Source organism: Pontibacter anaerobius, from assembly GCF_026241195.1.
Classification (GTDB): domain Bacteria; phylum Bacteroidota; class Bacteroidia; order Cytophagales; family Hymenobacteraceae; genus Pontibacter; species Pontibacter anaerobius.
This window is the reverse complement of sequence record NZ_JAPFQO010000013.1, coordinates 82,146-107,204: the sequence shown is the minus strand read 5'-3', so window position 1 is coordinate 107,204 and position 25,059 is coordinate 82,146. Positions and strand designations below refer to the sequence as shown.

General features: G+C 51.5%; 22 protein-coding genes. 8 read left to right on the top strand and 14 right to left on the bottom strand.

Features of this window, described 5'->3' with window-relative positions; genetic code table 11:
• Nucleotides 1-48: 48 nt before the first annotated feature.
• The 4 genes from OO017_RS18135 to OO017_RS18120 are packed head-to-tail and all read right to left on the bottom strand — an operon-like array spanning nucleotide 49 to nucleotide 4,215.
• Entirely contained in the window at nucleotides 49-768 is a 720-nt protein-coding gene (locus tag OO017_RS18135) for an N-formylglutamate amidohydrolase (RefSeq protein WP_266054117.1), read from the bottom strand.
• Nucleotides 762-2,036 (bottom strand): carboxylate-amine ligase, encoded by a 1,275-nt coding sequence (locus tag OO017_RS18130; protein ID WP_266054116.1) that lies wholly within the window; start codon nucleotides 2,034-2,036, stop codon nucleotides 762-764. Before OO017_RS18130 ends, OO017_RS18135 begins: the two co-directional genes overlap by 7 nt.
• The gene (locus OO017_RS18125) at nucleotides 2,011-3,489 is read right to left on the bottom strand and encodes a RimK family ATP-grasp domain-containing protein (RefSeq protein ID WP_266054115.1); all 1,479 of its coding nucleotides are present in this window, start codon (nucleotides 3,487-3,489) and stop codon (nucleotides 2,011-2,013) included. The genes OO017_RS18130 and OO017_RS18125 overlap by 26 nt, the downstream gene beginning before the upstream one ends.
• A 3-nt stretch (nucleotides 3,490-3,492) precedes the next feature.
• Nucleotides 3,493-4,215 (bottom strand): C39 family peptidase, encoded by a 723-nt coding sequence (locus tag OO017_RS18120; protein ID WP_266054114.1) that lies wholly within the window; start codon nucleotides 4,213-4,215, stop codon nucleotides 3,493-3,495.
• Between the two features lie 185 nt (nucleotides 4,216-4,400).
• On the opposite strand from OO017_RS18120, the gene OO017_RS18115 reads away from it, so the two are divergent.
• Nucleotides 4,401-5,087: an MCP four helix bundle domain-containing protein gene (locus OO017_RS18115; protein ID WP_266054113.1), complete on the top strand. Its 687-nt coding sequence runs from the start codon at nucleotides 4,401-4,403 to the stop codon at nucleotides 5,085-5,087.
• Nucleotides 5,088-5,185: 98 nt separating this feature from the next.
• Here the strand turns inward: OO017_RS18115 and argH are convergent, their stop codons facing one another.
• The 8 genes from argH to OO017_RS18075 form a co-directional block, all read right to left on the bottom strand.
• The gene (gene argH / locus OO017_RS18110; RefSeq protein ID WP_266054112.1) at nucleotides 5,186-6,520 is read right to left on the bottom strand and encodes an argininosuccinate lyase; all 1,335 of its coding nucleotides are present in this window, start codon (nucleotides 6,518-6,520) and stop codon (nucleotides 5,186-5,188) included.
• 40 nt (nucleotides 6,521-6,560) lie between these two features.
• A complete protein-coding gene (locus OO017_RS18105; RefSeq protein WP_266054111.1) occupies nucleotides 6,561-7,637 on the bottom strand; it encodes a M20 family metallo-hydrolase in 1,077 nt (358 codons plus the stop codon).
• Nucleotides 7,637-8,425, bottom strand: a complete 789-nt coding sequence (gene argB, locus OO017_RS18100) for an acetylglutamate kinase (RefSeq protein WP_266054110.1) — start codon at nucleotides 8,423-8,425, stop codon at nucleotides 7,637-7,639. The genes OO017_RS18105 and argB overlap by 1 nt, the downstream gene beginning before the upstream one ends.
• A gap of 180 nt (nucleotides 8,426-8,605) precedes the next feature.
• A complete protein-coding gene (locus OO017_RS18095) occupies nucleotides 8,606-9,556 on the bottom strand; it encodes a Rossmann-fold NAD(P)-binding domain-containing protein (RefSeq protein ID WP_266054109.1) in 951 nt (316 codons plus the stop codon).
• Nucleotides 9,556-10,710 carry an aspartate aminotransferase family protein gene (locus OO017_RS18090; protein ID WP_266054108.1) on the bottom strand — a complete coding sequence of 385 codons (1,155 nt, stop codon included), beginning with the start codon at nucleotides 10,708-10,710 and terminating at the stop codon, nucleotides 9,556-9,558. The genes OO017_RS18095 and OO017_RS18090 overlap by 1 nt, the downstream gene beginning before the upstream one ends.
• Before the next feature lie 87 nt (nucleotides 10,711-10,797).
• Nucleotides 10,798-11,802 (bottom strand): N-acetyl-gamma-glutamyl-phosphate reductase, encoded by a 1,005-nt coding sequence (gene argC / locus OO017_RS18085; RefSeq protein ID WP_266054107.1) that lies wholly within the window; start codon nucleotides 11,800-11,802, stop codon nucleotides 10,798-10,800.
• Nucleotides 11,790-12,992 carry an argininosuccinate synthase gene (locus OO017_RS18080; protein ID WP_266054106.1) on the bottom strand — a complete coding sequence of 401 codons (1,203 nt, stop codon included), beginning with the start codon at nucleotides 12,990-12,992 and terminating at the stop codon, nucleotides 11,790-11,792. Before OO017_RS18080 ends, argC begins: the two co-directional genes overlap by 13 nt.
• Nucleotides 12,993-13,021: 29 nt before the next feature.
• The gene (locus OO017_RS18075; RefSeq protein ID WP_266054105.1) at nucleotides 13,022-13,708 is read right to left on the bottom strand and encodes a GNAT family N-acetyltransferase; all 687 of its coding nucleotides are present in this window, start codon (nucleotides 13,706-13,708) and stop codon (nucleotides 13,022-13,024) included.
• A 584-nt stretch (nucleotides 13,709-14,292) separates the two neighbouring features.
• Between OO017_RS18075 and OO017_RS18070 the strand changes: the two genes are divergently transcribed.
• Nucleotides 14,293-14,589: a hypothetical protein gene (locus OO017_RS18070; RefSeq protein ID WP_266054104.1), complete on the top strand. Its 297-nt coding sequence runs from the start codon at nucleotides 14,293-14,295 to the stop codon at nucleotides 14,587-14,589.
• 2 nt (nucleotides 14,590-14,591) lie between these two features.
• On the opposite strand, the gene OO017_RS18065 is transcribed toward OO017_RS18070, so the two are convergent.
• On the bottom strand, nucleotides 14,592-15,848 hold the full coding sequence (locus OO017_RS18065; RefSeq protein ID WP_266054103.1) for an aspartyl protease family protein: 1,257 nt from the start codon (nucleotides 15,846-15,848) through the stop codon (nucleotides 14,592-14,594).
• A gap of 461 nt (nucleotides 15,849-16,309) precedes the next feature.
• Here OO017_RS18065 and OO017_RS18060 point away from each other — a divergent pair, with 461 nt between their 5' ends.
• From OO017_RS18060 to nhaA, 4 genes are all read left to right on the top strand, one after another.
• The gene (locus OO017_RS18060) at nucleotides 16,310-18,049 is read left to right on the top strand and encodes a sodium:solute symporter family protein (RefSeq protein ID WP_266054102.1); all 1,740 of its coding nucleotides are present in this window, start codon (nucleotides 16,310-16,312) and stop codon (nucleotides 18,047-18,049) included.
• The gene (locus tag OO017_RS18055) at nucleotides 17,989-18,441 is read left to right on the top strand and encodes a GNAT family N-acetyltransferase (protein WP_266054101.1); all 453 of its coding nucleotides are present in this window, start codon (nucleotides 17,989-17,991) and stop codon (nucleotides 18,439-18,441) included. Before OO017_RS18060 ends, OO017_RS18055 begins: the two co-directional genes overlap by 61 nt.
• Nucleotide 18,442: 1 nt before the next feature.
• Complete coding sequence (locus OO017_RS18050; protein ID WP_266054100.1) at nucleotides 18,443-19,516, top strand: alanine racemase; 1,074 nt, start codon at nucleotides 18,443-18,445, stop codon at nucleotides 19,514-19,516.
• A gap of 177 nt (nucleotides 19,517-19,693) precedes the next feature.
• On the top strand, nucleotides 19,694-21,058 hold the full coding sequence (nhaA, locus tag OO017_RS18045; RefSeq protein WP_266054099.1) for a Na+/H+ antiporter NhaA: 1,365 nt from the start codon (nucleotides 19,694-19,696) through the stop codon (nucleotides 21,056-21,058).
• Nucleotides 21,059-21,136: 78 nt separating this feature from the next.
• On the opposite strand, the gene OO017_RS18040 is transcribed toward nhaA, so the two are convergent.
• Complete coding sequence (locus tag OO017_RS18040) at nucleotides 21,137-22,060, bottom strand: universal stress protein (protein WP_266054098.1); 924 nt, start codon at nucleotides 22,058-22,060, stop codon at nucleotides 21,137-21,139.
• Nucleotides 22,061-22,212: 152 nt separating this feature from the next.
• Between OO017_RS18040 and mbhE the strand changes: the two genes are divergently transcribed.
• Together mbhE and OO017_RS18030 are read left to right on the top strand one after the other, a co-directional pair.
• Entirely contained in the window at nucleotides 22,213-24,522 is a 2,310-nt protein-coding gene (gene mbhE / locus OO017_RS18035; protein WP_266054097.1) for a hydrogen gas-evolving membrane-bound hydrogenase subunit E, read from the top strand.
• Nucleotides 24,519-25,058 carry an MnhB domain-containing protein gene (locus OO017_RS18030; protein WP_266054096.1) on the top strand — a complete coding sequence of 180 codons (540 nt, stop codon included), beginning with the start codon at nucleotides 24,519-24,521 and terminating at the stop codon, nucleotides 25,056-25,058. Before mbhE ends, OO017_RS18030 begins: the two co-directional genes overlap by 4 nt.
• Nucleotide 25,059 lies beyond the last annotated feature (1 nt).

The window sequence follows — 25,059 nt, the reverse complement described above, 5'->3', positions numbered from 1 at the left end:
AGTTTAAATACTATAAATGAAGATATTTTGTTTTATCAATAGAAAATATCACTCCCCAGAATCCCCTCTTCGGGAGCTCAGAACTACATTTTCCAAGCTTTTTTTCGCAGTTTGTTGCAGCGCTTGCCACTGATCGCCACCCTGCAAAGCAAATTTCTGGTTCACCTCCAGCTCTATTCCCATATACTGCCCATCCGAGAATCTACGCCGCAGGTAAGTCGGGAAACCATCGGCTATGCCCAGGTACGGGTAGTTGAACCGAACCGTCAACTCTGGCTGCTTCTCGAGTAAAGCCTTTTTCCAGGCGCGGCAGAAGTTTCGTTCTCCCGGGCGTTTGGGATCATACAGCAAGCCGATGTCCGCCTGTCGCTCTTTTCCGTCTAAAACCGGTGTAAAGCTGTGCACGGCAATGTGAAGTACCTGGTGCCCGATCATGGTCAGGTCGCTGATCAGTTCTTCCACCCGCTCCCGGTATGGGTAATAATGCTTTTGCAAAACCTGTTCCTTTTCCTTCTCCGGTAACGAATCTGTAACAAATGAAAATAGCGACTTATGATGTACCGAACGGTTAAGCTCCACTAACAGCCGGGAAGTGCTGGAAGAAAAGGATTTATCCGCCAGACTCTTCAGTTTATCGTAAAGCTCCAGTGCACCGATGTCATACCCTCTGTGTGACTGTAACAATTCCTGTTCTGTGTTAAATAGGCCTGCGTATACTGCCGGAATCTTGTTGCCGCCGTGCTCGCAGGTAATCAATAATTTTAGCATGGTTTGTCAGGTAAGAAAACGCTCCCTTTCTGCAGGCACACAGCCAGTTGCTGGTATACTTGCCGGATCTTCTCTTCGGAAGGCTCATCTCCTAAAGCTTCCAGAATCCGTTTCGAAAGGTTGCCACGGGATATAATGAAATTTAGGGCATTTGCCACCTCCGGCTGGTCGTCCAGCGTCAATGCTTGCTCAACCAGGTGCTTCCAGAGCTCGCCTGCCTTGCAGTTCTCCGCGCTACCGTAGCCAAACAAACGGAGGTAATCCTGATCGGTAAGTATGGCCTCCTGCCCTTTCGCGATCACATCTAGAAGTATGGCTGAAAGCTGGTCTTCGTGCCATACTTTCAATTCCTGCAGCGGCACCCAGCGCTCCGCAATCAGCGCCTGCAGCACCGCTACCACCGCCTGCAGCACTGCCATATCAGCCACCGGACTCTCCTGGATGTCCAGTAAACGAATCTCGATGGTGTTGCGCTCAAAGCGGGCAATGGCGCCGCGGGAGTTCAGAAACTCCTCCTGCAGGGTACCCTCCGGGTCGTGCGGGGCCACTTCGCGGTACATGCGCTGCAGCACCTGCTCCTCGTAGTTGGCCTGGCTGAACACTGCCTCGGGCACGACCTTACCAGTTATACTTGGCAGCTTCTTCTGGTTCTGCCGGTATACTTCCAGGCGTGAGTCGGCTAGCCCGGTTACTACGCCATCAAGAACGGGGCTTGAGGCACTGAGGGCGGGTATAATAGGCAGCAAAACACGGATGGCCGCGTGCAGTTTTTCGAACTCCTCATCGTTGTAAAACGGCAGGTTCAGGTGCGTGCTCTGCAGGTTGGCCCAGCCATGGCCCCGGCAATCGAAAATACGGTTGTAGGCCTCGTAAACGGCATTGTGCTCATGCGGCCAGAGTTTGGTATCGGTATATGGGTTCATGAGCGGGTGGGCAGCAGTGGGCAGCAGCATGGCGTTATACTTCTGCAGCATACCATTGATCTTGTGCACATGCTCCTGAAACTTTTGCTGCAGCTGCTCCAGGCTTTTCACCGGGCCCTGCGTCTTCAGCTCCACCACGTGCAGCACCAGCTCGTTGCTCCAGGCAATATCGCCAAACTCCACATCCGATAAGTATGCCCCTACCTCATCGTGTATCAGCTGGTCGGTGATCGGCTTTACCTGCAGGCTGTCGCGGTCCACGATCATGTACTCCAGCTCCACGCCGAACCCCTCAAAGAGGTGCAGCCGTTTTCTCGAGCTATCCATCGGTTCTACCGTTTCCATTTTTCTGGTTGTCGATTCGTTGTTTTATTGATTTGATGATGGATGAATACAAGTCTTTTTTCAGGATCTTGTCTTCCACGCCGGCATCTATACTTGGGTTATCATTCACTTCAATGATGTACGCTTTACCGTTTATCTCCTTCACATCTACCCCATACAGGCCATTGCCGATCAGGTTGGCTGCCTTTAACGCCGTGTGCAGCACATGGAAAGGCACCTCCTCAAACGGGATTACCTCGCCGTCTCCTTCCTCATCCTGCTTCTTTTTGCCGTTCCAGTTATAGATTTGCCAGTGCCCTTTGGCCATGTAATACTTGCAGGCGTAGAGCGGCTGCTTGTCTAGTACACCGATGCGCCAATCGAAATCAGTGGGGGTATACTCCTGCCCAATAATGAGTTCAGAGTCTTCGAGCATCTTGTCCAGTTCCAGCTTCAGGCTCTCCTTGTCCTTGGCCTTCACTACGCCCTGCGAGAAAGAGCTGTCCGGTTTTTTCAGCACACAGGGCAGCCCCAGCTCCTTCTCCACCTCTTTCCTGTTATCCTTATGGATGATTATGGTCTTGGGTGTAGGCACCTTGGCCTTGGTCAACAGCTCGGCGAGGTATACTTTGTTCGTGCAGCGAAGTATGGAAACCGGATCATCAATCACCACCAGGCCATCGGCGAAGGCCTTACGAGCAAAACGGTAGGTGTGGTGATTCACGGCGGTTGTCTCCCGTATGAAAAGCGCATCGAACTCAGGCAAACGGCGGTAATCGTCTTTGGTGATCAGTTCCGTGTAAAAACCCATCCCTTCGGCTGCCTCCACAAAGTGTTGTATGGCTTTCTCGTTAGATGGCGGCGCTTTCTCCTGTGGGTCTACCAGTATAGCCAGGTCATAGGCCTTACGGTTAATGCGCGCACCGGAAAAACGGTGACGGGCGAAGTATGCCTTTGCAAAGCGCTTCAGGTATTTACGGTGCTCATCCTGTACCTCGTTAATCGGGATCTGCGAGATACTCTGCAGCACCCAGTTATCCTTGTACACGAATTGGGCGCGCAGCAGCGGCGCCTGGAAGTGATCGTGCAGGGCCTTGCACAGCTTTTCATACTTCTGAGCCAGGTTCTGCCCAAAATAAATACTCAGGGTAAAGCTTTTGGAGCGCAAGCCGGAAAGGCTCTTCTGTATCAAATCCTCGATCTCCACGGTGATGGCCCGCACAATAGTCGGGCTCTTCAGGTCCTGCATGGTGGTAACGCTCGGGATAGGCTTGTGCCCACGCGCCTCGGCCAGCAACGACACGTAATAGCCTGCGCTCTGGTAACGGTGCGAGCGACAGAGGTTAAAGATTCGGGCACTACGGATGTCTGTGTAGGTGGCGTTGGTAAGGTAGGTTTGAGCATCGACTACCTCGGTATCCTCAATCGCCTCCTCCCAGTCCTTGGGGTAGTCCACAATAATTATTTTTCGCATGATTTAGTCTTGGAGAGGTTTGGGTTTTAGGGGTTGTATCGCCAGCAGGTTGGCATCATAGGTAGCCATGCCCAGCATGATAGAGTTGATCAGGTGGGTGGCCCTCACCTCGTAGTAGTTATCCTTGAAGTATGGGTTCTCGCGGTAGGGATCTGCGACCACGATGCTTTTCTCATCCTCTCCAAAGCCGCAGAGCACCACAAAATGGCCCATCGGGAAGCCCCGTACATCATCGTAGATAGAGTTACCCTGCTCATCGCCAAACTCGCGGGCGCTCTGGTAGAGGTAAGTGGCACTCAGGCCGGTCAGCAGCGGCACCCCCTTTTCAAAGTAACCGTGAAGCAGTTGCTTGTTCAGGTCGCGGCAACGGAGCTCGCCCCCTAGCCTCAGAAATTCGATGTATGCCTGTGTGGCCCGCTGTAGCTTTGGCGTCTTTTTATACTTTAGCTGCTCCTCCAGTTTTAAGATGATCTCCTCGTTGCTTAGACTAAACCAGGTTGGGTCAAAAATAAACAAGTTGTAAGTATAAATCCGGGTCCGGTAACCGCGTTGCAGCGCGTGGCAGGCTAGCAGCACCTCCAGTGTACCACCCTCATCCAGCGAGGGGACTTCTTTGATAACATCGGCCAGCGAAATTGGATCATTAAAATAACGGTATACAGCATGCAGGCTGGTAGGGCCGCAGGTAGAGTCGTCGGGTTGCGTATGGATTTTTATCGGAATCACCTATAACTTCTTCCTTTACAGTGGTACAATAATGTGTCTTTTATACGCTGCAGCAGAAAGAAGTTATTGAATATTATCAAGATAATACGGACTAATGGAAAGGTGCCCGAAGAGAAAGACCTTTTGAAAATTGGTAAGTTAGAGTAAGATAGCGTATATTTAAATACACAAGTATCTGGTAATATATGACTTGGAGTTTCAGGATAGGTAACCGAAACCGAATAGCGCTCGCGCTAGGCTTTGTGTTTCTGCTAATTTTGCTGGCCAATTGGCTAGTAAGCTACAACATGACCAAAGTTAGCAGTCAGTTTAAATCGGTATACGCTGACCGGCTGGTACCTGCGCTGGACATATCTGCCATGCAGGAGCGCTATTACCAAAACCGCCTGTTGCTGGAAGAGCACCTGCTGACAGACGCTCAAGAGGAAGAGCAGCGCATTATGCAGGCCATAGAGCAGAATGAGGTAGAGCTGGACTCGCTGTTGCGCAAGTTTCAGGCTACCTATCTTACAAAACAGGAAACTAAAGACCTGGATATGTACAGACAGGCTGCCAGGCAGTACGCTAAAGCCCAGCAAACCATACTTGTTATGAGCCACACCGGCGACAAAGGGGCGGCTTTAAAACTTTTCCGTAAAGAAGGAATGGCCGCTTTTCAAGAAGTGCTGCAGCCGCTTCACGCGCTGAGCCACCTGCAGGAGCAGGTTGGGCAAGAGCTGTATGCAAATGCCGAGCGCCAGATGAATTCCCTGAAAGTCATCTCTTACCTCGTAATTGCCCTTGCCATTATCCTGGCATTACTTGTAGGATCCCTGCTACAAACCTCACGGCAACTAAAAAGCATAAAGCCACAGAAATACCACCTGAACTAGGACCGGTGTTGAAGGGGATCCTACAAATTTTGTTGCTTCCTGTTAACTAAAAATCAAGAAACAATCCCTATAAACATTCTAATCCCACTAATCGCTGGTCAATCGCTGGTCAGATTTTCGTAGGCCTGCTGCACACGGCCAAAGTTAAAGGCGGCTACCAACTGCTGCATCTGCTCAGCCACCTTGTCGTTGCAGAGGTTACCGATGCTGCCTTCGTGCGTGTGCGTTGCCTCGGCCGGTGCCTCAAACTTACCAGCCTCTATCTGCTCTCCCACAGCTTTATAGGCATCCCTGAACGGCATGCCCTGCAGCACCAGTTCGTTCACGGCATCCACGCTAAAAAGGTATTTATACTTGTCATCCTTCAGGATATCCTCACGCACCCGCAGTTCACAGGCCATGTAAGCCATCATCTGCAAACAGCCTTTTATCTCCTGGATAGCCGGGAACAGGTCCTCCTTCAGCAACTGCATCTCGCGGTGATAGCCTGAGGGCAGGTTGATGAGGAGCATGCTGATGTCGGTTGGCAGGGCCTGCAACTTGTTGCACTTGCCGCGCAGCAGCTCAAACACATCCGGGTTCTTTTTGTGGGGCATGATGCTGGAGCCGGTGGTCAGGTGGTCGGGCAGCGTTACAAAGCTGAAGTTCTGGCTCATGTACAGGCACAGATCCATGCTCATGCGGGCAAGCGTGGCAGCCACGGCAGCCAGGGCCACAGCCACGGTGCGCTCTGTTTTGCCGCGCCCCATCTGGGCATACACCACGTTGTAGTTCATACTTTCAAAACCCAGCAGATCCGTGGTCATCTGGCGGTTAAGCGGGAAAGAGGAACCGTAGCCGGCGGCAGACCCGAGCGGGTTTTTATCGGTGATCTTGTAGGCAGCCAAAAGCAACTGCATGTCATCCACCAAGCTTTCTGCATAGGCCCCAAACCACAGGCCAAACGACGAAGGCATTGCCACCTGCAGGTGCGTATAGCCCGGCAATAGCACATGCTTATACTTCTCACTCTGGGCCTGCAGCACCTCAAAGAGCGCCTGCACCTCCTGCACCACCTCCTGCAACTGATGGCGGAAGTATAATTTCAGATCAACCAGCACCTGGTCGTTTCGGGAGCGGCCGCTATGTATCTTCTTGCCGGCCTCTCCCACCCTGCGTGTCAGCTCCAGCTCCACCTGCGAGTGTATGTCCTCCACGCCAGGCTCAATGGCAAAATCACCGGCTTCTATACTTTTATAGATGTTTTTCAGCTCCTGCTGCAGTACCTGCAGCTCTTCTGCTGTAAGCAGGCCTATACTTTGCAGCATCTGCGTGTGCGCCAGCGAGCCGAGCACATCGAAGCGCGCCAGCTCCAGGTCAAGCTCCGCATCGCGGCCAACAGTGAATTTCTCTATCTCAGCGGCAACAGCCGTATTTTTCTGCCAAAGCTTCATACTTTCAATTTTGAATGAGTGGTTGAGTGAATGTGTGAATTTATACTTCCTTAACGATCACCTTTTCCAGCAACTCGATGTATAATTTGATGCCCTCCTCTATCTCATGGAGGTAAATGTACTCGTCGGCCATGTGCGAGCGGCCGGAAAAACCGGGTCCCATTTTAAGCGACGGGATGGGCAGCAGCGCCTGGTCTGAGGTGGTAGGCGAGCCATACGTTGTACGTCCCATACGGACGCCCGCCTGCACCAGCGGATGCTCCATGGGTATACTGGAAGGCTTCAGGCGCATGGATCGCGGCTTTACCTCTGCCTTTACGTGCTGCTGTATCGTCTCCAACACTTCCTCCATGGTGTAAGCGTCCGTCAGGCGCACATCCACAGTAAACGTGCAGGTATCCGGCACCACGTTGTGCTGCGTGCCCGTCTGCACCACCGTCACGCTCATTTTCACCGGCCCCAAGTGACCCGAAACATTCGGGAAAGTATAGCTCTGGAACCACTGGATGTCCGGCAGGGCTTCATAGATGGCATTAACCCCTTCCTCGCGTGCCGCGTGCCCGGCCTTGCCTTTGGCGGTGCAGTCCAGCACCATCAGCCCTTTCTCTGCGACGGCCAGGTGCATTTCGGTTGGCTCGCCCACGATGGCGGCCTCCACCGGACCCAGCAACTGGAAAATACTTTCGATGCCGTTTCTGCCGCTAATCTCTTCTTCTGCCGTGGCGGCTAGCACCAGGTTGTAGCTCAGGTCCTCGCGCTCGTAGAAGTATAAAAACGTAGCGATCAGCGATACCAGACAACCGCCGGCATCGTTACTGCCCAGGCCGAAAAGTTTGCCATCTTCTATACTTGCCTCAAATGGATTGCGGGTATAGCCTGCATTGGGTTTAACGGTATCGTGGTGCGAGTTTAGCAGCAGCATAGGCAAATCAGGATTGAAGTGCCTGTTGAAAGCCCACACGTTATGAAGCTGCTGATGAACCTCTTTCACGCCTAAATGCTTCAGAAAATCAGCAAGTATGGCAGCTGTTTTGTCCTCTTCCCGGCTAAACGACGGTGTTGCGATCAATTGCTGCAGCAGCTGTACCGCCTGCCGATATAGTTGGTGCTGCTCCATCAGTTCAGGCTTAGGGTCGTCCCGCTGTATTGCCGGGTGTTTATACTTGGGAGCGCCTCCCCTTCACAGATCAGCACCTGCGCCACGCCCTGCTGCAGGGCAGCAAAGGCATTATCCAGCTTCGGCACCATGCCTGCGTTCACCACACCGGTTTCTTTCAGCAATTTATACTTGCCGGCCGTGATATACGGGATCACCGAAGCATCATCGGCAGCATCTTGCAACACACCTTTCTTTTCGAAGCTATAGACCAGCTGTACTTTATACTTATGCGCCAGCGCAGTGGCCAGCACAGAGGCGATGGTGTCGGCGTTGGTGTTAAGCATACTTCCCTTGGTATCGTGCGTGAGCGGGGCGAAAACGGGCGTCAAGCCAGCCTCCAGCATAAATTCAAGCGCATCGGCATTTATGCTTTCCGGACCCGCCACGTCGCCGGCGAAACCATAGTCAATCTCCCTGACCGGGCGCTTCTGTGCCGGAATTATGTTGGCATCCGCACCCGTGAGGCCAATGGCATTGCAGCCCAGCGCCTGCAGCTTCGCCACCACATTCTTATTTACCAGGCCGCCATACACCATTGTCACCAGATCCAGGGTCTCGGCGTCGGTAATGCGGCGCCCTTCCACCATCTTCGGGGTAATACCCAATTTCTGGCCCAAGGCAGAGGCAATCTTACCACCGCCATGCACCAGCACTTTAGGACCGGGCATCTGCGCGAAATCAAGCAAAAACGCCTGCAGCCGCTCCGGGTTATCCAGAATATTCCCGCCTATTTTTACTATAATCATTTTTAAGACTAAAGAATCAGGACAAAAGACATAATACATTCTTTTGCCCGATGTATAAAGGGTTTAGATTTGATTTGACATGCCCACCTTGATATGTAACCAAAGGATGCAGCATTCATTCTAATTATACTTTTAATCTTCGTCGGTATAACCGAATAACAAATAACGAACAAGCAACAACTACAGTGCCTCCAGCATGCGCTTCAGCACAGCCTGGGCAGCGTAGGTGCGGTTGTTGGCCTGCTCCAGCACCAGCGAGTTCTCCCCGTCCAGTATCTCGTCGCTAAGCTCCACATTGCGGCGAACTGGCAGGCAGTGCATTACCTTGGCGTTGTTCGTTCCCTGAAGCTTTTCGTTCGTCAGCATCCAGCCATCCCCATCCGTCAGCACTTTGCCATAGTCGGTGTAGCTAGACCAGTTCTTTACATAAATGAAGTCAGCTCCGGCAAGCGCCTCCTGCTGGTTCGTTGTAACCGTGGCATTTTGGGTAAACTCATCCGCCAGTTCGTACCCTTCCGGGTGCGTGATCACCAGATCCACGTCGGCCTGCCCCATCCACTCGGCAAAGGAGTTTGCCACGCATTGCGGGATCGGCTTGATGTGCGGAGCCCAGCTAAGCACTACTTTAGGGCGTTTGCCGCCTGGGACGTTCTCTTTGATCGTAAGCAGGTCGGCCAGGCTCTGCAGCGGGTGACGTGTGGCAGACTCCAGGCTCACGATTGGCTTTTTGGTATACTTGATGAACTGGTTCAGCAGCTCCTCGTTGTAATCCTCGTCGCGGTTCTGCAGTTTCGGGAACGAGCGGATGCCGATAATGTCGCAGTACTGCCCCATCACGGCCGCAGCCTCCTTGATATGCTCCACCGTTGTGCCGTTCATAATGGCCCCTTCCTGCGTTTCCAGTGCCCATCCTTCCTTGTCCAGGTTCATCACAATCACATTCATGCCCAGGTTCTGCCCAGCCTTCTGCGTGCTCAGGCGAGTGCGCAGGCTTGGGTTCAGGAAAATAAGGCCCAGCGTCTTGTTCTCGCCGAGGGATTTATACTTATAGGGATTCGCTTTCAGGTGCTCCGCTTCCTGCACCAGTTGGGTCAGGTTGGCTACGTCATGCACCGAAGTATATTTTCTCATTAGATTGCTTGTGGTTCAGCTTGATACAGAATGGCTTCGAAAGCCTCAAGGAATTTGTCTACCTCGCGCATGCCGATGCACAGCGGCGGCAGAAGGCGCAGCGTATTTTTATCTGAAGAGGAACCCGTGAAGATCTGGAACTCCTCCAGCAGCTGCTTGCGTATACCGGCACAAGGCTTGTAAAGCTCCACGCCGATCATCAGTCCCTGCCCACGGACTTCTTTTACGCCCGGCAACTGGCGCAGCTCCTGCATCAGGCGCTCTCCCAGTACAGAGGCATTATCCATCAGGTTCTTTTCCTCCATCACTTCCAGTACCGCCAAAGCCGCCACGCAGGCCAGGTAATTCCCACCGAACGTAGTGCCCAGCATGCCATGCTTCGCCTCCAGGGCAGGGTTTACCAGCACCCCGGCCACCGGAAAGCCGTTGCCCATGCCTTTGGCTGTCGTGATCAGGTGAGGTTTAACGTCGGCGTGCTGATGCGCGAAGAATTTGCCGGAACGGCCATATCCCGACTGCACCTCATCCAGGATCAGCAGGGCGTCGACCTCTTCACAACCTGATGCAAGGGCTTTAAGAAATGCGGGCTCTGGCAGCTGAACCCCGCCAACGCCCTGTATACCTTCTACAATAACCGCAGCCAGCTCCTGCCCGTGCTGCTGCAAGGCGTTGGCAAACGCTTCTCTATCGTTTAGCGGAAGGAAAATGATGTTATCCGTCTTGTTGATTGGCGCCTGGATTTTGGGATCGTCTGTGGCAGCTACTGCAGCAGAAGTGCGGCCATGGAAAGCTCCTTTAAAAGCAATCACCTTTTGGCGGCCGGTATGGAATGAGGCCAGCTTCAGGGCGTTTTCGTTTGCTTCGGCACCGGAGTTACACAGGAAAAGGCTGTAGTCTTCGTAGCCACTCAGCTGTCCAAGCTTCTCGGCCAGTTCCTGCTGGAGCGGCATCTGCACTGAGTTGGAGTAAAAGCCAATGTCGTAGAGCTGGCGCGCAATGCGCTTCACGTAATGCGGGTGGCTGTGCCCTATGGAGATAACGGCGTGACCACCATACAGGTCGAGGTAACGGTTGCCCTTGTCATCCCAGACATAAGCGCCCTGGGCCTTTACAGGGGTGATATTGAAGAGCGGATAAACATCGAATACATTCATGGTGATGGTGTATAATTAGATGTAAGAGGTTAAACAATAGATAAAATACTTAACGTACATATCGTTATGAATTAATGATTTATACTTTTAGAAAGCAGATGCCTTAAGTTTCAACCCGGCATGTTCATCCAGGTTAAACATCAGGTTCATGTTCTGCACAGCCTGCCCCGAAGCGCCTTTCAGGAGGTTATCGATCATACTTGTGATAACAAGGTAATCGCCTTCTTTCTGCAAATGCAGGATACATTTGTTTGTGTTTACCACCTGCTTCAGGTCCGGGGTGCTTTTGCTGATGCTTACAAAGGGGTGCCCCTTATAATAGCCAGCGTAAAGTTCCTCAGCCTCGGTTTGGCTTAGGTTGCAACGGGTATAGCTCGTGCACAGGATACCGCGGGTAAACGGCCCACGGTAAGGCACAAAGTTTATACCTGGCAACTCCTGCTGCTGCATGCCCTGCAGCGTGCGGCGGATCTCGTGCAGGTGCTGATGGCTGAGTACTTTGTAATTGGAGATATTGCCGCTACGCCAGCTGTAGTGCGAGGTGGAGCTCAGGCTTTGTCCAGCTCCGGTACTGCCGGTAATACCGCTCACCTGCACCTCCTCTGTAAGTAAACCTTGCTTGGCCAAAGGGAGCAAAGCCAGCTGTATCGCCGTAGCGAAGCAACCCGGATTGGCGATGTTCTGAGACTCCTGAATAAGCTTTCGCTGCAACTCCGGAAGTCCGTATGCAAAGTCTCTCCCACAGCTGTTTACCATATTATCATTCAAGCTTTCATTCCAGCGAAAATCCTGGCTCAGGTCGATGATTTTTATACCTGGGTATAACTGCTCAGCTTCCAGAAAAGACTTTGCGGCGCCATGTCCTACGCACAAGAATAGTACATCCACATCCTGCTGTAGCTTACCGGTAAAACATAGCTCTGTCTCGCCCAGCAGGTCGCGGTGTGTCTCGTACACGGGCTTGCCTGCCTGGCTGTTGCTGTGCACAAAGGAGATGGAAACGTTTGGGTGGTTGAGGAGCAGGCGCAGCAGTTCGCCGCCGGTGTAGCCAGCGCCACCCACTATGCCTGCTTTTATACTTACTCCGCCCATTCCGCCGTGTTGTTTACCGTGTGGTACATCTTGGTTTGGTTACCGAAGATCTTGGCAAAGCCTTTCACATCGTCAGAGGTCCAGGCGCGGTTCATTTCGCCGTAGCTGCCGAACTTGTCGCTCATCAGGTCATGGGCACTTTCAATACCCTCCACCAGGAAGCGGTATGGCGCCAGTTGCACAAACACTTTGCCCGTCACATTTTGCTGCGTGCTCTCCAGGAAAGCTTCAATGTCGCGCATCGTCGGGTCCAACAGCTGCCCCTCATGCAGCCAGTTGCCATACCAGGCCGAAAGCTGGTCTTTCCAGTACAGCTGCCACTTCGTCAGCACATGCTTCTCCAGCAGGTGATGCGCTTTGATGATCACCATCGGGGCGGCCGCCTCAAAACCAACGCGACCTTTGATGCCGATAATGGTATCGCCCACGTGGATATCCCGGCCAATGGCAAATGGAGCGGCCAGTTCCTGCAGGTGCTGGATGGCCTGTACCGGGTGCTCAAACGTCTGGCCGTTAACGCCTTTCAACTCGCCTTTCTCAAAGTATAAAGTAACACGCTCTGGCTCGGTTTTGCTTAGCTGCGTTGGATAGGCCTCCTCCGGCAGTGGCAGGTGCGAAGTAAGCGTTTCCTTGCCTCCTACTGAGGTGCCCCAGATGCCTTTGTTGATGGAGTACTGCGCTTTGGCAAAATCCATCTCCACACCGTGCTCCTTCAGATAGGTTATTTCCTCCTCGCGTGAAAGGCGCTTGTCACGAATCGGGGTAATAATCTCCACCTCCGGGATCAGCGCCTGGAACACCATGTCGAAGCGCACCTGATCGTTGCCGGCGCCGGTACTCCCATGCGCCACGAAATCGGCTCCTATACTTTTGGCGTGGTTAGCGATGGCGATGGCTTGCGTTACGCGCTCCGCGCTCACGCTTAGCGGATAAGTATTGTTCTTTAGGATGTTCCCGAACACCAGGTAACGGATGCAACTGTTATAGAAGTGCTCCGTCTCGTTCAGGTGCGTGTGTTGTTTTACGCCCATGGCATAGGCCCTGCGCTCAATCTCTTTCAGCTCCTCTTCCGAAAAACCACCTGTGTCTACAATGGCTGAGTATACTTCCAGGCCAAGCTCCTGTGCCAGGAAAATGGCGCAGTAAGAGGTGTCGAGGCCGCCGCTAAAGGCTAAAACTACTTTCTTCATTTCTATTTTTACTTGCTGATGATGCGATTTTATACTTGTACAGTGCTGATTTCAGCCGCGCTAAGGCCCGGTTGCTGCCCAGGCTTCAGGCGGTGGCGCAGCCAGCGATCGTTCACGCTGTTTTGCTTTGGGGCTGGCTTTTTCTCAACCACGGGCAGTGCCATAAAGTCCCTTTCCTTGGCTGGGTCGTAAAGCATGGCGGTGCACAGGCAGTTCGTGCGGTTTTTAGTCTGCAGAATTTCAAAGTTCACGCAGCTTCGGCAACCCTTCCAGAACTCCTCGTCATCGGTTAGTTCAGAGTATGTTACAGGCGTATAGCCCAGGCCGGAGTTGATGCGCATTACGGCCAGGGCGGTTGTCAGGCCAAAGATCTTGGCATCCGGGTACTTGGTTCTGGAAAGCTCGAATATCTTCTTCTTGATTTGGCGCGCCAGGCCACTTTTACGCAACTCCGGCGACACGATCAGGCCAGAGTTAGCCACGTACTTGCCGTGGCCCCATGTTTCGATGTAGCAGAAACCCGCCCAGGTGCCGTCAGCATGAAGCGCTATAACTGCTTTCCCTTCAAGCATTTTCTGGGCAATATAATCCGGGGAGCGCTTAGCGATACCGGTGCCGCGCGCCTTAGCCGAAGATTCCATCTCATTGCAGATCTGCAACGCATGGATAATATGTTGCCCTTCGGCAACCATCACGATGAATGCAGGTTGATCCATTGTTATTAAATGTATAGCCATGCAGCTGGGGCACAGCTAAAGTCAGCTTTAAAAAATTAACCGGAAAAAGTATGAATGCAGCAACGGAACAGCCCAGGCAGATACCAGTCAGCTATAGGTTGGAATGCAAAAAGATGATTGGTGGAATATGACTACCGCATAGGCAGTCGGGAATGCTGCAGGCTACCGCCTGTAGCGGACCGCAGGTATAATAGCCCTCAAAACTACCCCTATGGAAAAGGTAGAAAAAGTCGCACCCTCCGTGGCCGGAGAATGTTTTATCATGTCAGATGATAAAAGCGCCTTTTTTTTCATTTGCTGTTTAAAGAATAGTGCGTCGGTGTTATACCCTTATTTGCAATGCAAATGTTTCGTAATAGAAATGGTTTTTGCAACTATTGTTATAAATTTATTTAAAAGATTATACTTCTACCGATTTTTACAACATTTATCCGCTACTGAAGCTGCTCCTATATGCTCCCAAACAAACATGCGGGCTTTCAGGTGCAAACCCCTACTTGTAAGGCAAAAAATGTAAATTGCACCTGCAAAAAGCCTGGTTATGCCAGCATATAACTGCTTACATGAAAAACCTTTCTATCAGAATTATCATCGGTATACTTTTCTCGGCCATCGGGCTGGTGTCGCTGTTCTTCACAAACGATGCGCTGATGGCTGCCATTTGGCTGAGCTTCGGAAATGGGCTTATACTTTCTGACCTGCGGTTTACAGGAACGGATGCGCAGGGCAACATGTATGTAAAACCTATACCAAAGGCCCGAACCTATACGGCCATTTTTCTGATCGTAATGGCTGTTTTGCTATTGGTTTTCCAGGTGTTTCTGGACATGCAACAGACTAGCGGCACCATTGCGCAGTAATGTCAGATACGGCTCTGCAGCACAAAGTTCACATCAATGATTTCCTGCTCCCGCTTCAGGCGAAGGCGTAGTTTACTGCCGGGTTTGCTGTCGAGCATGTTGAGGAGCTCCTGCAACTTCAGGTCATTCGTGTTGCGCCCGTTTATATGAAGCAGCTGATCGCCGGGTTGCATGCCCACCATTTTCGCAGGCGAATCGTCTATCACGTTTGATACAACATAGAAATTGGCACCGGGCAAGGGCGTCGTGATCTCGAACCCGGCCATGTTATAGTTGAAAGGCTCCTTAAACTTACGGTTAGGTATTAACGAAATGCGTTGGTGAGGGTAGTCAAAAATCACGGTGAAGCGCTTAAGGATGGCCGAACCAAGATTGCCGTTGCGCCCCGCTATGTTCAGGGCCAGTTTTACCGCCTCCTCGTCAGGATAAGAGGCAGTCAGGTTCTCCAGTTCATACTTGCCAAGTTTAAACCCTTGCAACCTCCCTATTTTGCCATTTATATCTCCTCCCAAGCCACGGCCTAAGTATGCCTGCATCACTTTCGGCGGCAACGCCAGCCGGTCATCCGTAGGCAGGTACAGCGACAGGCAATGGCTGGCACCCGTATCTACTATCAGCTTCACGTTAAGAGAGTCGCCGTTGTGCTGCCTCACCGTGGCGTACAGGTATGGCTTCGCGTCCTCTATGTAAAGCGGGTATTCTTCTGCCCTTCGCTTCTTCTTTATTTTTTGGTCTGGTCTGTAGAGTGTTATCGTTTCGCTGCTATAGTTTATCTTTACTATAAAATTTTTGAAAATATCGTAGCCAATGATGCCATGCACCGGCATTCCCATTCGTTTGGAGAGATCAAAAACTTCTTCAAGCAGCACATATACTGTATGGTTATCGCCCTGAATACCGGGCATAAACATCGTGTTGCCCGTGCTATGCAGCGCCTCTATAGTATACCCTTCGCCAAGCCCTCGTATCTTTATCCTGTTGGAGTCCTTTAACTCTAATGAATCGGAAAAATACAACTGTGTAATCAGCGTATTCCGCACCCCAGTGTCAAGTATAAAGTTGAGTTCCTGGGAGTTGTTGATCTTAACCGGAAGCACAATCAGGTTGTGCACCAGCTTAAAGGGCATAGTTATCTTCTTACGGTTGGAGGTGAAGTAAACCGTATCGGGGTCCTGTAGCAACTGCGCCTGAACTTTTATATCAGAAAACAAGAGAAGAAGGCAGGCACAGAGCAAGATGGAAAAACCTGCTGATCTCATAAGCGAGCGTTTGACTTGTAAAACCTTCCTTTATATCATACTTTATTTATACGTAGACTCAGCCGAACGCGGACAGCTTTACCTTCTGATAAATAATAAGTTACACGATTAAATGTTTCTGATATCAAAAGTATACTTTCAGTTTTAACGCCTGCCCACCATAAAATATTCCTATTATTTCACCAAGCCTTCCCGGGGTATTCATAATGCCGGAAGTACATACTTTGTAAGAACAAAAATTGAACTCATCTAATAAAACATAGCCCGGCTACTATACATATGAACACCGACGCTGCCCCTGCAGCTACACATAATTTGCACAAAATCATTACAGCGCAAGTTCAACCAGTATGCTTTAAACACAGTTTAAGGTCTTTTTACATGAAATTAGCCTAAAAAAGTACTACCTTAAAGTATCAGCTTATTTTAACCGAACTCAAATAATTATACTATTCATATAAATGCATATCATCGACCTCTCCATTTTCGTGCTGTACATGCTGGCCATGCTCGGCGTGGGATTTTACTTTCTAAGAAAAAACGAAGGCGCAGAGGATTACTATGTTGGCGGCCGCAGCATGAGTAGCAGCCATATTGGCCTCTCGGTGGTGGCAACAGATGTGGGTGGCGGCTTCTCCATCGGCTTGGGCGGGCTGGGGTTTGCCATGGGCCTCTCGGGCTCCTGGATGCTTTTCACGGGTCTGCTGGGCGCCTGGCTGGCGGCAGTTTTTCTAATCCCGAAGGTGAAGAGCAACCCGGCCTTTGCCAATTTCCTCACCTTTCCGCAGATCTTCGGTTATTATTTTAACGCGCGGGTGGCCCTGCTGGCGGGCATTATTTCGGCCATTGGCTACACAGGGTTTACTAGCTCCCAGATACTGGCAGGCGCCAAACTGGCCAGCGGCACATTCGTGGATTTAGACCTCAACACAGCCCTGCTGATCATGGGCATTATTGCGGTAGTGTACACCGTGATGGGCGGCCTGAAAGCTGTAATTTATACCGACACCATCCAATGGGCTATCCTGATGGGTGGCCTGATCTTCATAGGCATCCCGGTTTCTTTCCTCGCTGTCGGGGGGATGGATACGCTGGACCTGACAAGAATCTTAGACAGCAATTACCTCTCAGCGCAGGGAGGCAGAAGTATGGCGGCCATTCGTACGACTTTGCCTCCGGATTTCCTTACCCTCACCAACATCACATGGCAGCAGATCGTGAACTGGAGCATCACCATCATCCCAATCTGGTTTGTGGGCATGACCCTGTACCAACGCATTTATGCCTGTCGCGACGAGAAAACCGCCAAGCGGGCCTGGTATATCGCTGGATTGTTTGAGTGGCCGATTATGGCTTTTATGGGCGTGAGCCTGGGTATACTTGCCCGCGTGGCGGCTGAGCAGGGAATGTTTGAAGCCCTGGGAGCCGGTGCCGTGGTAGACCCTGAAACAGGCCTGCCTATGCTGTTACGCTCGGTGCTTCCGGTTGGGCTCATGGGCCTGATGCTCTCCGCTTACTTTTCGGCCATACTTTCCACCGCCGACAGTTGCCTGATGGCCTCCTCCGGCAACATCGTGACAGATGTGTTGAGTCATTTCTTTAAAATCGACCCGGACTCTTCTAAAACATTAAAACTTTCGCAGTTGGTAACGCTGCTGGTGGGCGCTTTTGCGCTCTGGCTTGCCACCATGATGACCAATGTGCTCGACCTGATGCTCTACTCCTATGCCTTTATGGTGTCGGGGCTTTTTGTGCCGGTGCTGGGCGCGCTATTCTGGAAACGGCGCAGCAGCGTGGCTGCGTTCTGGGCTATGCTGATGGGTGGCGTGGTCACGGTTTCGCTGCAGTTGGGCACGCTGGCGGCACCTGCCGTGGATGCAGATATAACCTCTCTGGCACACACCTTACAGCCATACTTTGCGGGAGAGGTAAACCATACATGGCAGAGCCTTAGTGCATTTGAGTTGCGCGCACTGGTAGAACGAACACTTTCCGATGCCAGCATCGTACATATCTCGTGGCTTGACCTGACGTTTGCCCTTCCGTTTAACCTGGACCCAAACCTGTTCGGGCTAACGGCCTCGCTTATACTTTATATAACGCTAACATTTTTATACCCTACTAAAACAAAGAAAAAAACATGGCAGAAAACAACGGCATCAGCTATAACCGCTACACACCGGGAGACCACGCAGACCTGAACCGCGATGAAGTGCTCGACTTCCTGTTCCAGCACCTGGACGAGTACGGCGACAAGCGCGAAGACATTGCCAAGTGCATTGATTACGCGCTATCTGAGGCAGAGGGAAAAGGTGGCTCTGTGCTGGTGGCCCACGAAAACAAGGAGGTAGTAGGTGCCCTGATCCTGAACAATACCGGCATGAGCGGGTATATACCAGAGAACATACTTGTGTACGTGGCCGTGCATGGCAGCACACGCGGTAAGGGAGTAGGCAAAACGCTGGTGCAAATGGCTATCGACCACACCAAAGGGAGCATCGCCTTGCATGTGGAGCCACAGAACCCGGCACGTCACCTGTACGAGAAACTCGGCTTCACGAATAAGTATTTGGAGTATAGACTAACAAGATAACATGGCAGTTCTAAAGCTGTACCACAATAAGCTACAACATAACTACAACCATCTCGACAGGGTTTTTCGGGAGCATGGCATAGACTGGGGCATTGTGACCAAGCTGCTGTGCGGCCACGAGCAATTCCTGAAAGAGGTGCTGGCCCTGGGCGTGAAGGAGATTCACGACTCGCGGGTATCCAACCTTAAAACTATCAAGAAAATGGCCCCCGATGTGCAAACCGTGTACATCAAACCGGCCCCCAAGCAAAGTATACCGGACATTATCAAGTATGCCGATGTCAGCTTTCAGACCGAACTGGAGATAATCCGCCTGCTCTCGGAAGAAGCCGTGAGGCAGCAGCGCCAGCACAAGATCATCATCATGATCGAGATGGGCGATCTGCGCGAGGGCGTGATGGGCGAAGAACTGGTAGACTTTTATGAGAGTGTTTTCGAACTGCCGGGCATCTCCGTGATTGGCCTGGGCGCTAATTTTAACTGCCTGCACGGTGTTATGCCTACCCAGGACAAGCTCATTCAGCTGTGCCTGTACAAGCAGATCATCGAGGCAAAGTTTAACCGTCAGATTCCGTGGGTTTCCGGGGGCACTTCGGTTACCATTCCGCTGCTCTTCAACCACCTACTGCCCAAAGGCGTGAACCACTTCAGAATCGGTGAGGCACTTTTCTTCGGCCTGAACCTGTTCACCAACGAAACCTTTGAAGGCATGCACGACGATGTGTTTGAGCTGGTGACTGAGATCATTGAATTGACCGAGAAACCTATGATTCCGAGCGGCATTCTGGCTGATAACCCAAGCGGCGAAAGCTTTGAGATAGACGAGAGCCTGTACGGCAAAACCTCGCATCGGGCCATATTGGATGTAGGCCTGCTCGACGTTAACCCAAAGTTCCTGATCCCGCGGGATGAAAACATCAGCGTGATTGGAGCCAGTTCGGACATGCTGATTGTGGAACTCGGCGAAAACGAACAGAACTTTAAGGTGGGTGACGTATTGCGCTTTAACCTGCGCTACATGGGTGCCCTCAGTATACTTAACTCGCGTTACATTGAAAAAGAGGTAGTGAAATAAGGACTCTAGAATTTATCTGGCCAAGGCCACAGCTCTCGGGAAGCTGTGGCCTTGGCTTTTTTTATTCTTGCGTCTTTCATTATTCTTCTTCGCTAGCCCGCGTCTCCCATGCGCATCAAACATTTACAATGGCTGTAACGTCTTACGGTATAAGATTCACCAGTAACCCACTGCCGCTTGAACCAAACAACTACAAAGCACAAGCTTTACCGCCGCATTATCTTTCCGTTCCTGGAGTTTGTCAAGGCAGAGTCCTTCAGCGGCATTCTCCTGATGTTCATCACCCTGAGCGCTTTAGTGTGGGCTAACTCGCCTTGGTCCGACAGTTATGAGAAAATCTGGAGCACGCCCTTCACCATCGCGCTCGGCGACTATGGCCTGACAAAAGCTGCCATACTTTGGATCAACGATGGGCTGATGGCTATCTTCTTCTTTGTGGTGGGGCTGGAGATAAAACGGGAAACTATGGTTGGCGAGTTGTCCTCTGTTAAGGGGGCAGCATTTCCGGTAGTGGCAGCTTTGGGTGGTATGCTGGTGCCGGCAGGCATTTTCATACTTTTGAACAACAATGGAGAAGGCTTATCTGGCTGGGGAATACCGATGGCCACCGACATTGCCTTTGCCCTGGGCATACTTACCTTACTGGGAAACAGGGCACCGCTTTCCCTCAAGCTTTTTCTGGTTGCCTACGCTATCGTAGACGATATCGGTGCTGTGTTGGTGATTGCCTTATTTTATACTTCGGAAGTTAATTTCCTGAGCCTCTGGATCGGCTTTCTCCTTTTTGGGCTACTGCTGGTGGGAAACTCACTAAAGATGCGCAATATCTGGATTTATACTTTGGTAGGTGTCCTTATGTGGGTGGCGTTTTTGAAGTCCGGGGTGCATGCCACCGTGGCGGGCATACTGCTGGCCATCACCATTCCGGGGCGTTCCAAAACATCTGAGCTTGAATTTCAGGAGAGTACAGAGGAGATTCTGGATGACCTTCGCTCCTACCGTCTGGCAGAGCAGACTAATACGGAACAGGAGCCGACAGATGAAGATTACCAGGGCGCAGTATACGCTATCGAAAACAACTGTGCGGAAGCCCTGTCGCCCATGCACCGCCTGGAGCATGCACTGCACCCTTGGGTTGCTTATGCTATTATGCCGGTTTTTGCGTTGGCAAACGCCGGTATTTATTTCTACGCAGACCTTGTAAATGGACTGTACACAGCTCTGTCGCTCGGCATAATACTTGGCCTTGTGCTCGGCAAACCCATAGGTATACTTTTATTTGCGTGGCTGGCCTCTGTTACCGGTCTGGCGGCTAAACCAAAGTCTTTTAGTTGGTTACAGCTACTGGGTGTGGGGCTGCTGGGAGGCGTGGGCTTTACCATGTCCATATTCATCGCCAACCTGGCCTTCGTCAACTCCCCTATGCTACCCCTATCCAAACTGGCCATACTTTGCGCGTCTGTTATTGCCGGAATTATAGCGTATATCATCCTGCACTTTTCCAGCCCGAAGCCTGCCGCTGAAGGCGATATGGAGGAGTAACCCTACAACACCAGCTGAATAAAATCGCACCCGTCTTACAAATAAGACCGGGTGCTGCTATAGATAGTATATTTTAGATCAAGGCGACAGCAGGGCATCAAGGAAGCCCATATCTTCATCCCGCTTCTTAAACACAAGCAACGGTATATCCATATCGTAGCGCAGGATTTTCTCTGTAACGCTGCCAAGCACGAAGAGCGCAGCCGCCGACATACCTTTGGCACCGATCACCAGCAGGTCTGCACGGGCGCGCTTGGCCTCCACCACCACCAGTTCACCAATGTCGTCTTCATCTTCCATGCGTACCATCACCAGTTCAGAGCGGACGCGCAGATCAGGGAAACGGACCATGAGTTTATCATACTTCTCCTGTGCAAACCCTCGCATGCGCTCATCAAAAGACTCATAGGTCATGCCGAGGGTGCGGTAGCCGGAAGGAACCTGGTAGGCATGCAGGCAAACCACATGGATATCGGGCTTCTCCTTGGCCACCTGCAGCACACGCTCCAGCGCCATAACACTGTAATCTGAGAAATCAACGCTCACCACCACGTTGTGCAGCTTTGGCGTAACATTCTCCGGAACAAAAAGAACGCTGATTCGGCTCGTGCGGAGGAGCTTTTGCCCCAAAACACCGGTACCGCGCAACCGCAGTTTACGGCCCATCAGCAGGAGGTCCGCATTTTTTACCTTTACCCAGTGTAGCATCTCTTTCACCGGAGTCCCTTCCTCTATCATTACCTCAACGTGCACCTGCGGCAACTGCTGGAAAGCGGGCCCTACTTTAGTCATGATCATCTCCCTGATACCTTCATCGGCAGGCACGCCTGATCGCTCCAGGCTTCGCAGTAACTCACCGGGCAGCTCCAGGCTTTTCTCTACATGAATAAAGTATACCGTCTCGACGTGCAGTTTCTGTGCAAGAAAGGCGGCATAGGTTACCAATGAAGTATCCATCTCTGTGAGGTCCAACCCCACCATCAGTCGGTCAATCTTGTTCATCTGAGTATATCTCTTTGTTGGTTGATCTAGCTAAAAAAGTCTAATACCAGCCAGAATTGTCCAATTTCCGTAACTAAGTAATGGAAGGCTGATAAACACCTTAAGTATACATACGTCAACATACAAAATTTATATATAAAAGCCTTATTTTCATGCTCTATGCCATCGTCATAGGTATTATAACGGCCACCGTTGCACCTCTGCTGCATCGGACTATGGGCAGGTTTGTGGTAATTCCGATGGCCCTGCTGCCCCTGCTTCTGTTTATTTACTTCTGTACGTTTATGCCTGAGGTTGTGGGAGGGCATGCTGTAACACAGCAGCATGTGTGGGTACCGGAGGTAGGCATAAACCTGCAATTCCGCCTGGACGGCCTGAGCCTGATCTTTGCCTTGCTCATTACTTTTTTCGGGACGCTAGTGATGTACTATGCCAGCGGTTATCTGGATGGCGACCCGCTTTTGGGCAACTTCTACCTCTACCTGACACTTTTTATGACAGCCATGCTGGGGCTGGTCATGTCCGACAATATTTTCAGCCTTTTCATCTTCTGGGAGCTTACCAGCATCAGTTCTTACCTGCTCATAGGGTATAAACAGGCCGAAAAAGACTCCAGGGTATCAGCCTGGCAAGCTTTGCTGGTAACAGGTTTAGGAGGGCTCGCTTTATTGGGCGGCCTTATCCTGCTCAGCATATCAGCGGGCAGCTATACTTTTAGTGGGCTTTTAACGCAGCGCGCTGACGTGTTGCAGCATGCTTTTTATGTACCTGCCGTAGTGCTTACACTTATCGGCTGCTTTACCAAATCTGCCCAATTCCCGTTCCATTTCTGGTTACCTAACGCCATGGCAGCCCCAACGCCAGTGAGTGCCTACCTGCATTCCGTCACCATGGTAAAGGCGGGCATCTACCTGATTGCCAGACTATCCCCTGTGCTCGCCGGCCCCGATATTTGGCACTATACTTTAATGACGGTGGGAGGCATTACAGCCACACTTGGAGCCGTGCTGGCGCTGCAGCACACTGACCTGAAGGCCATACTTGCTTATACCACCATCAGTGCGCTGGGACTCATGGTAACCATGATCGGTATTGGCACGGACCCCGCCATGAAAGCTATGCTCGTGTTTATGACGGCCCACGCCCTTTACAAAGGCACCCTTTTCCTGGTAACAGGCTGTATAGACCACTGCACCGGCACCCGCGAACTGTCCAAGCTTTACCGGCTGGGAAGCCATATGAAATACAGCGGTTTGGCTGCCTCGCTGGCTGCACTCTCTATGGCCGGTGTAATCCCGTTTATTGGTTTTATAGGCAAAGAGCTCTTGTACGAGGCCTCGCTCTCCAGCTATGTGTTACTCGCTGTTACGATGCTGTCCGGGATCACCTTTGTGGCAGTGGCTATTGTATTTGGCTACAGAGTTTTCTGGCGAAAGGGCGAAGATAAAACGCAATTGCAGCACCATGCCGGTTTCCCGTTGTATTTCCCGCCATTGGTATTGGCCATTGGTGGCCTGGCCCTCGGGCTGCTGGTACACCTGGTTCCCACGCCACTGTTGCAGCAAGGGATGCGGGCCATACTTGCCAACCCTAACGCCGAGCTAAAGCTTAGCCTTTGGCACGGTTTCACGCCGGTGCTGGGGCTGAGTGTACTTACACTCCTTCTGGGATATGCCGTTTACAAGTCGTTAACGGTGCTGCATTACCGCGCCTCTACCCTAAAGCCATTATACCGCTACGGCCCAAACACCCTGTACCACATGATGTTCGAAGGGTTTCTGCACCATGCCAAAGCATTTATACTTTGGCTACAAGATGGCTACCTACGCAACTACGTCATGTATATCATGTTCTTCTTCTGCGGATTACTATACTTTATACTTTGGCGGGATACTCCTGGCATAGACTTCACCAACCGAATATACCAGCTACACGAAATCAGGCTTTATGAGCTAGTTGTGTTCTTCCTGGTAATTGCGGCGCTGATCTTCTTATTGGGCACGAGGTCGCGCCTTACCTCTATCGTGGTGATGGGCCTGGTCGGTTACTCTGCAGCCTTGTTCTACATACTTTTCGGGGCGCCGGATGTGGCAGCCACCCAGCTCCTCATCGAAACCCTAACCGTTGTGATCTTCGTGCTTTTGCTGCATAAGCTGCCTGCCTTCACGTACCTCTCGCACCAGTTCCAAAAGTATAAATTCATCGCCATCTCTGCCCTGTTTGGTATACTGATGACATACGTGATGCTGCTGGTACAACAACAGGCCATGAGCACATCGGAGCTGAAAGAGTACTTTGGCAAAACCAGTTACCTGGAGGCGCACGGGCGTAACATAGTCAATGTGATTCTGGTAGATTTCAGGGGGCTCGACACCTTGGGTGAGATTACCGTACTAGCGGTAGCTGCACTTGGTATTTTCTCCCTGCTGCGCCTTAACCCCGAGAGAGGAGGAAAACAATGAAAACAATCATCTTAGTAACCGCCATTCGCTACCTGACACCCCTGTTCCTGGTGTTTTCCATATACATCCTGTTCAGGGGCCACAATCACCCGGGCGGTGGTTTTATAGGGGGGTTAATCGGATCGATAGCCTTTGTGTTTCATGTGCTGGCGTACGGTTCCGCGCGAACAGTAAATTCATACTTTCAGCTAACCGTGTACCACCAGGACAGGCAGCAAAATAACAGCCCAACGCAATACATGTGGGATATGGTAAGCGCCAACACCTGGAACAGGTTAAAAAACAGGACACCCGACTGGCGGTTCCACATTTTCAGGGTGAGGCCGGCCTATCTGATGGCTGCCGGCTTGTTTCTGGCCACCACAAGCGGCGTTACAGGGCTGCTGCGCGGCAAACCCTTTATGACAGGCTGGTGGATGGAGGTTAAAATACCCTTTATCGGGTCGCTGGGCACCCCCACCCTTTTTGATGCCGGTGTGTACATGCTGGTGATGGGGATGGTCTTAAAATTGGTTTTTACAATGTCTAAAGAGTAAA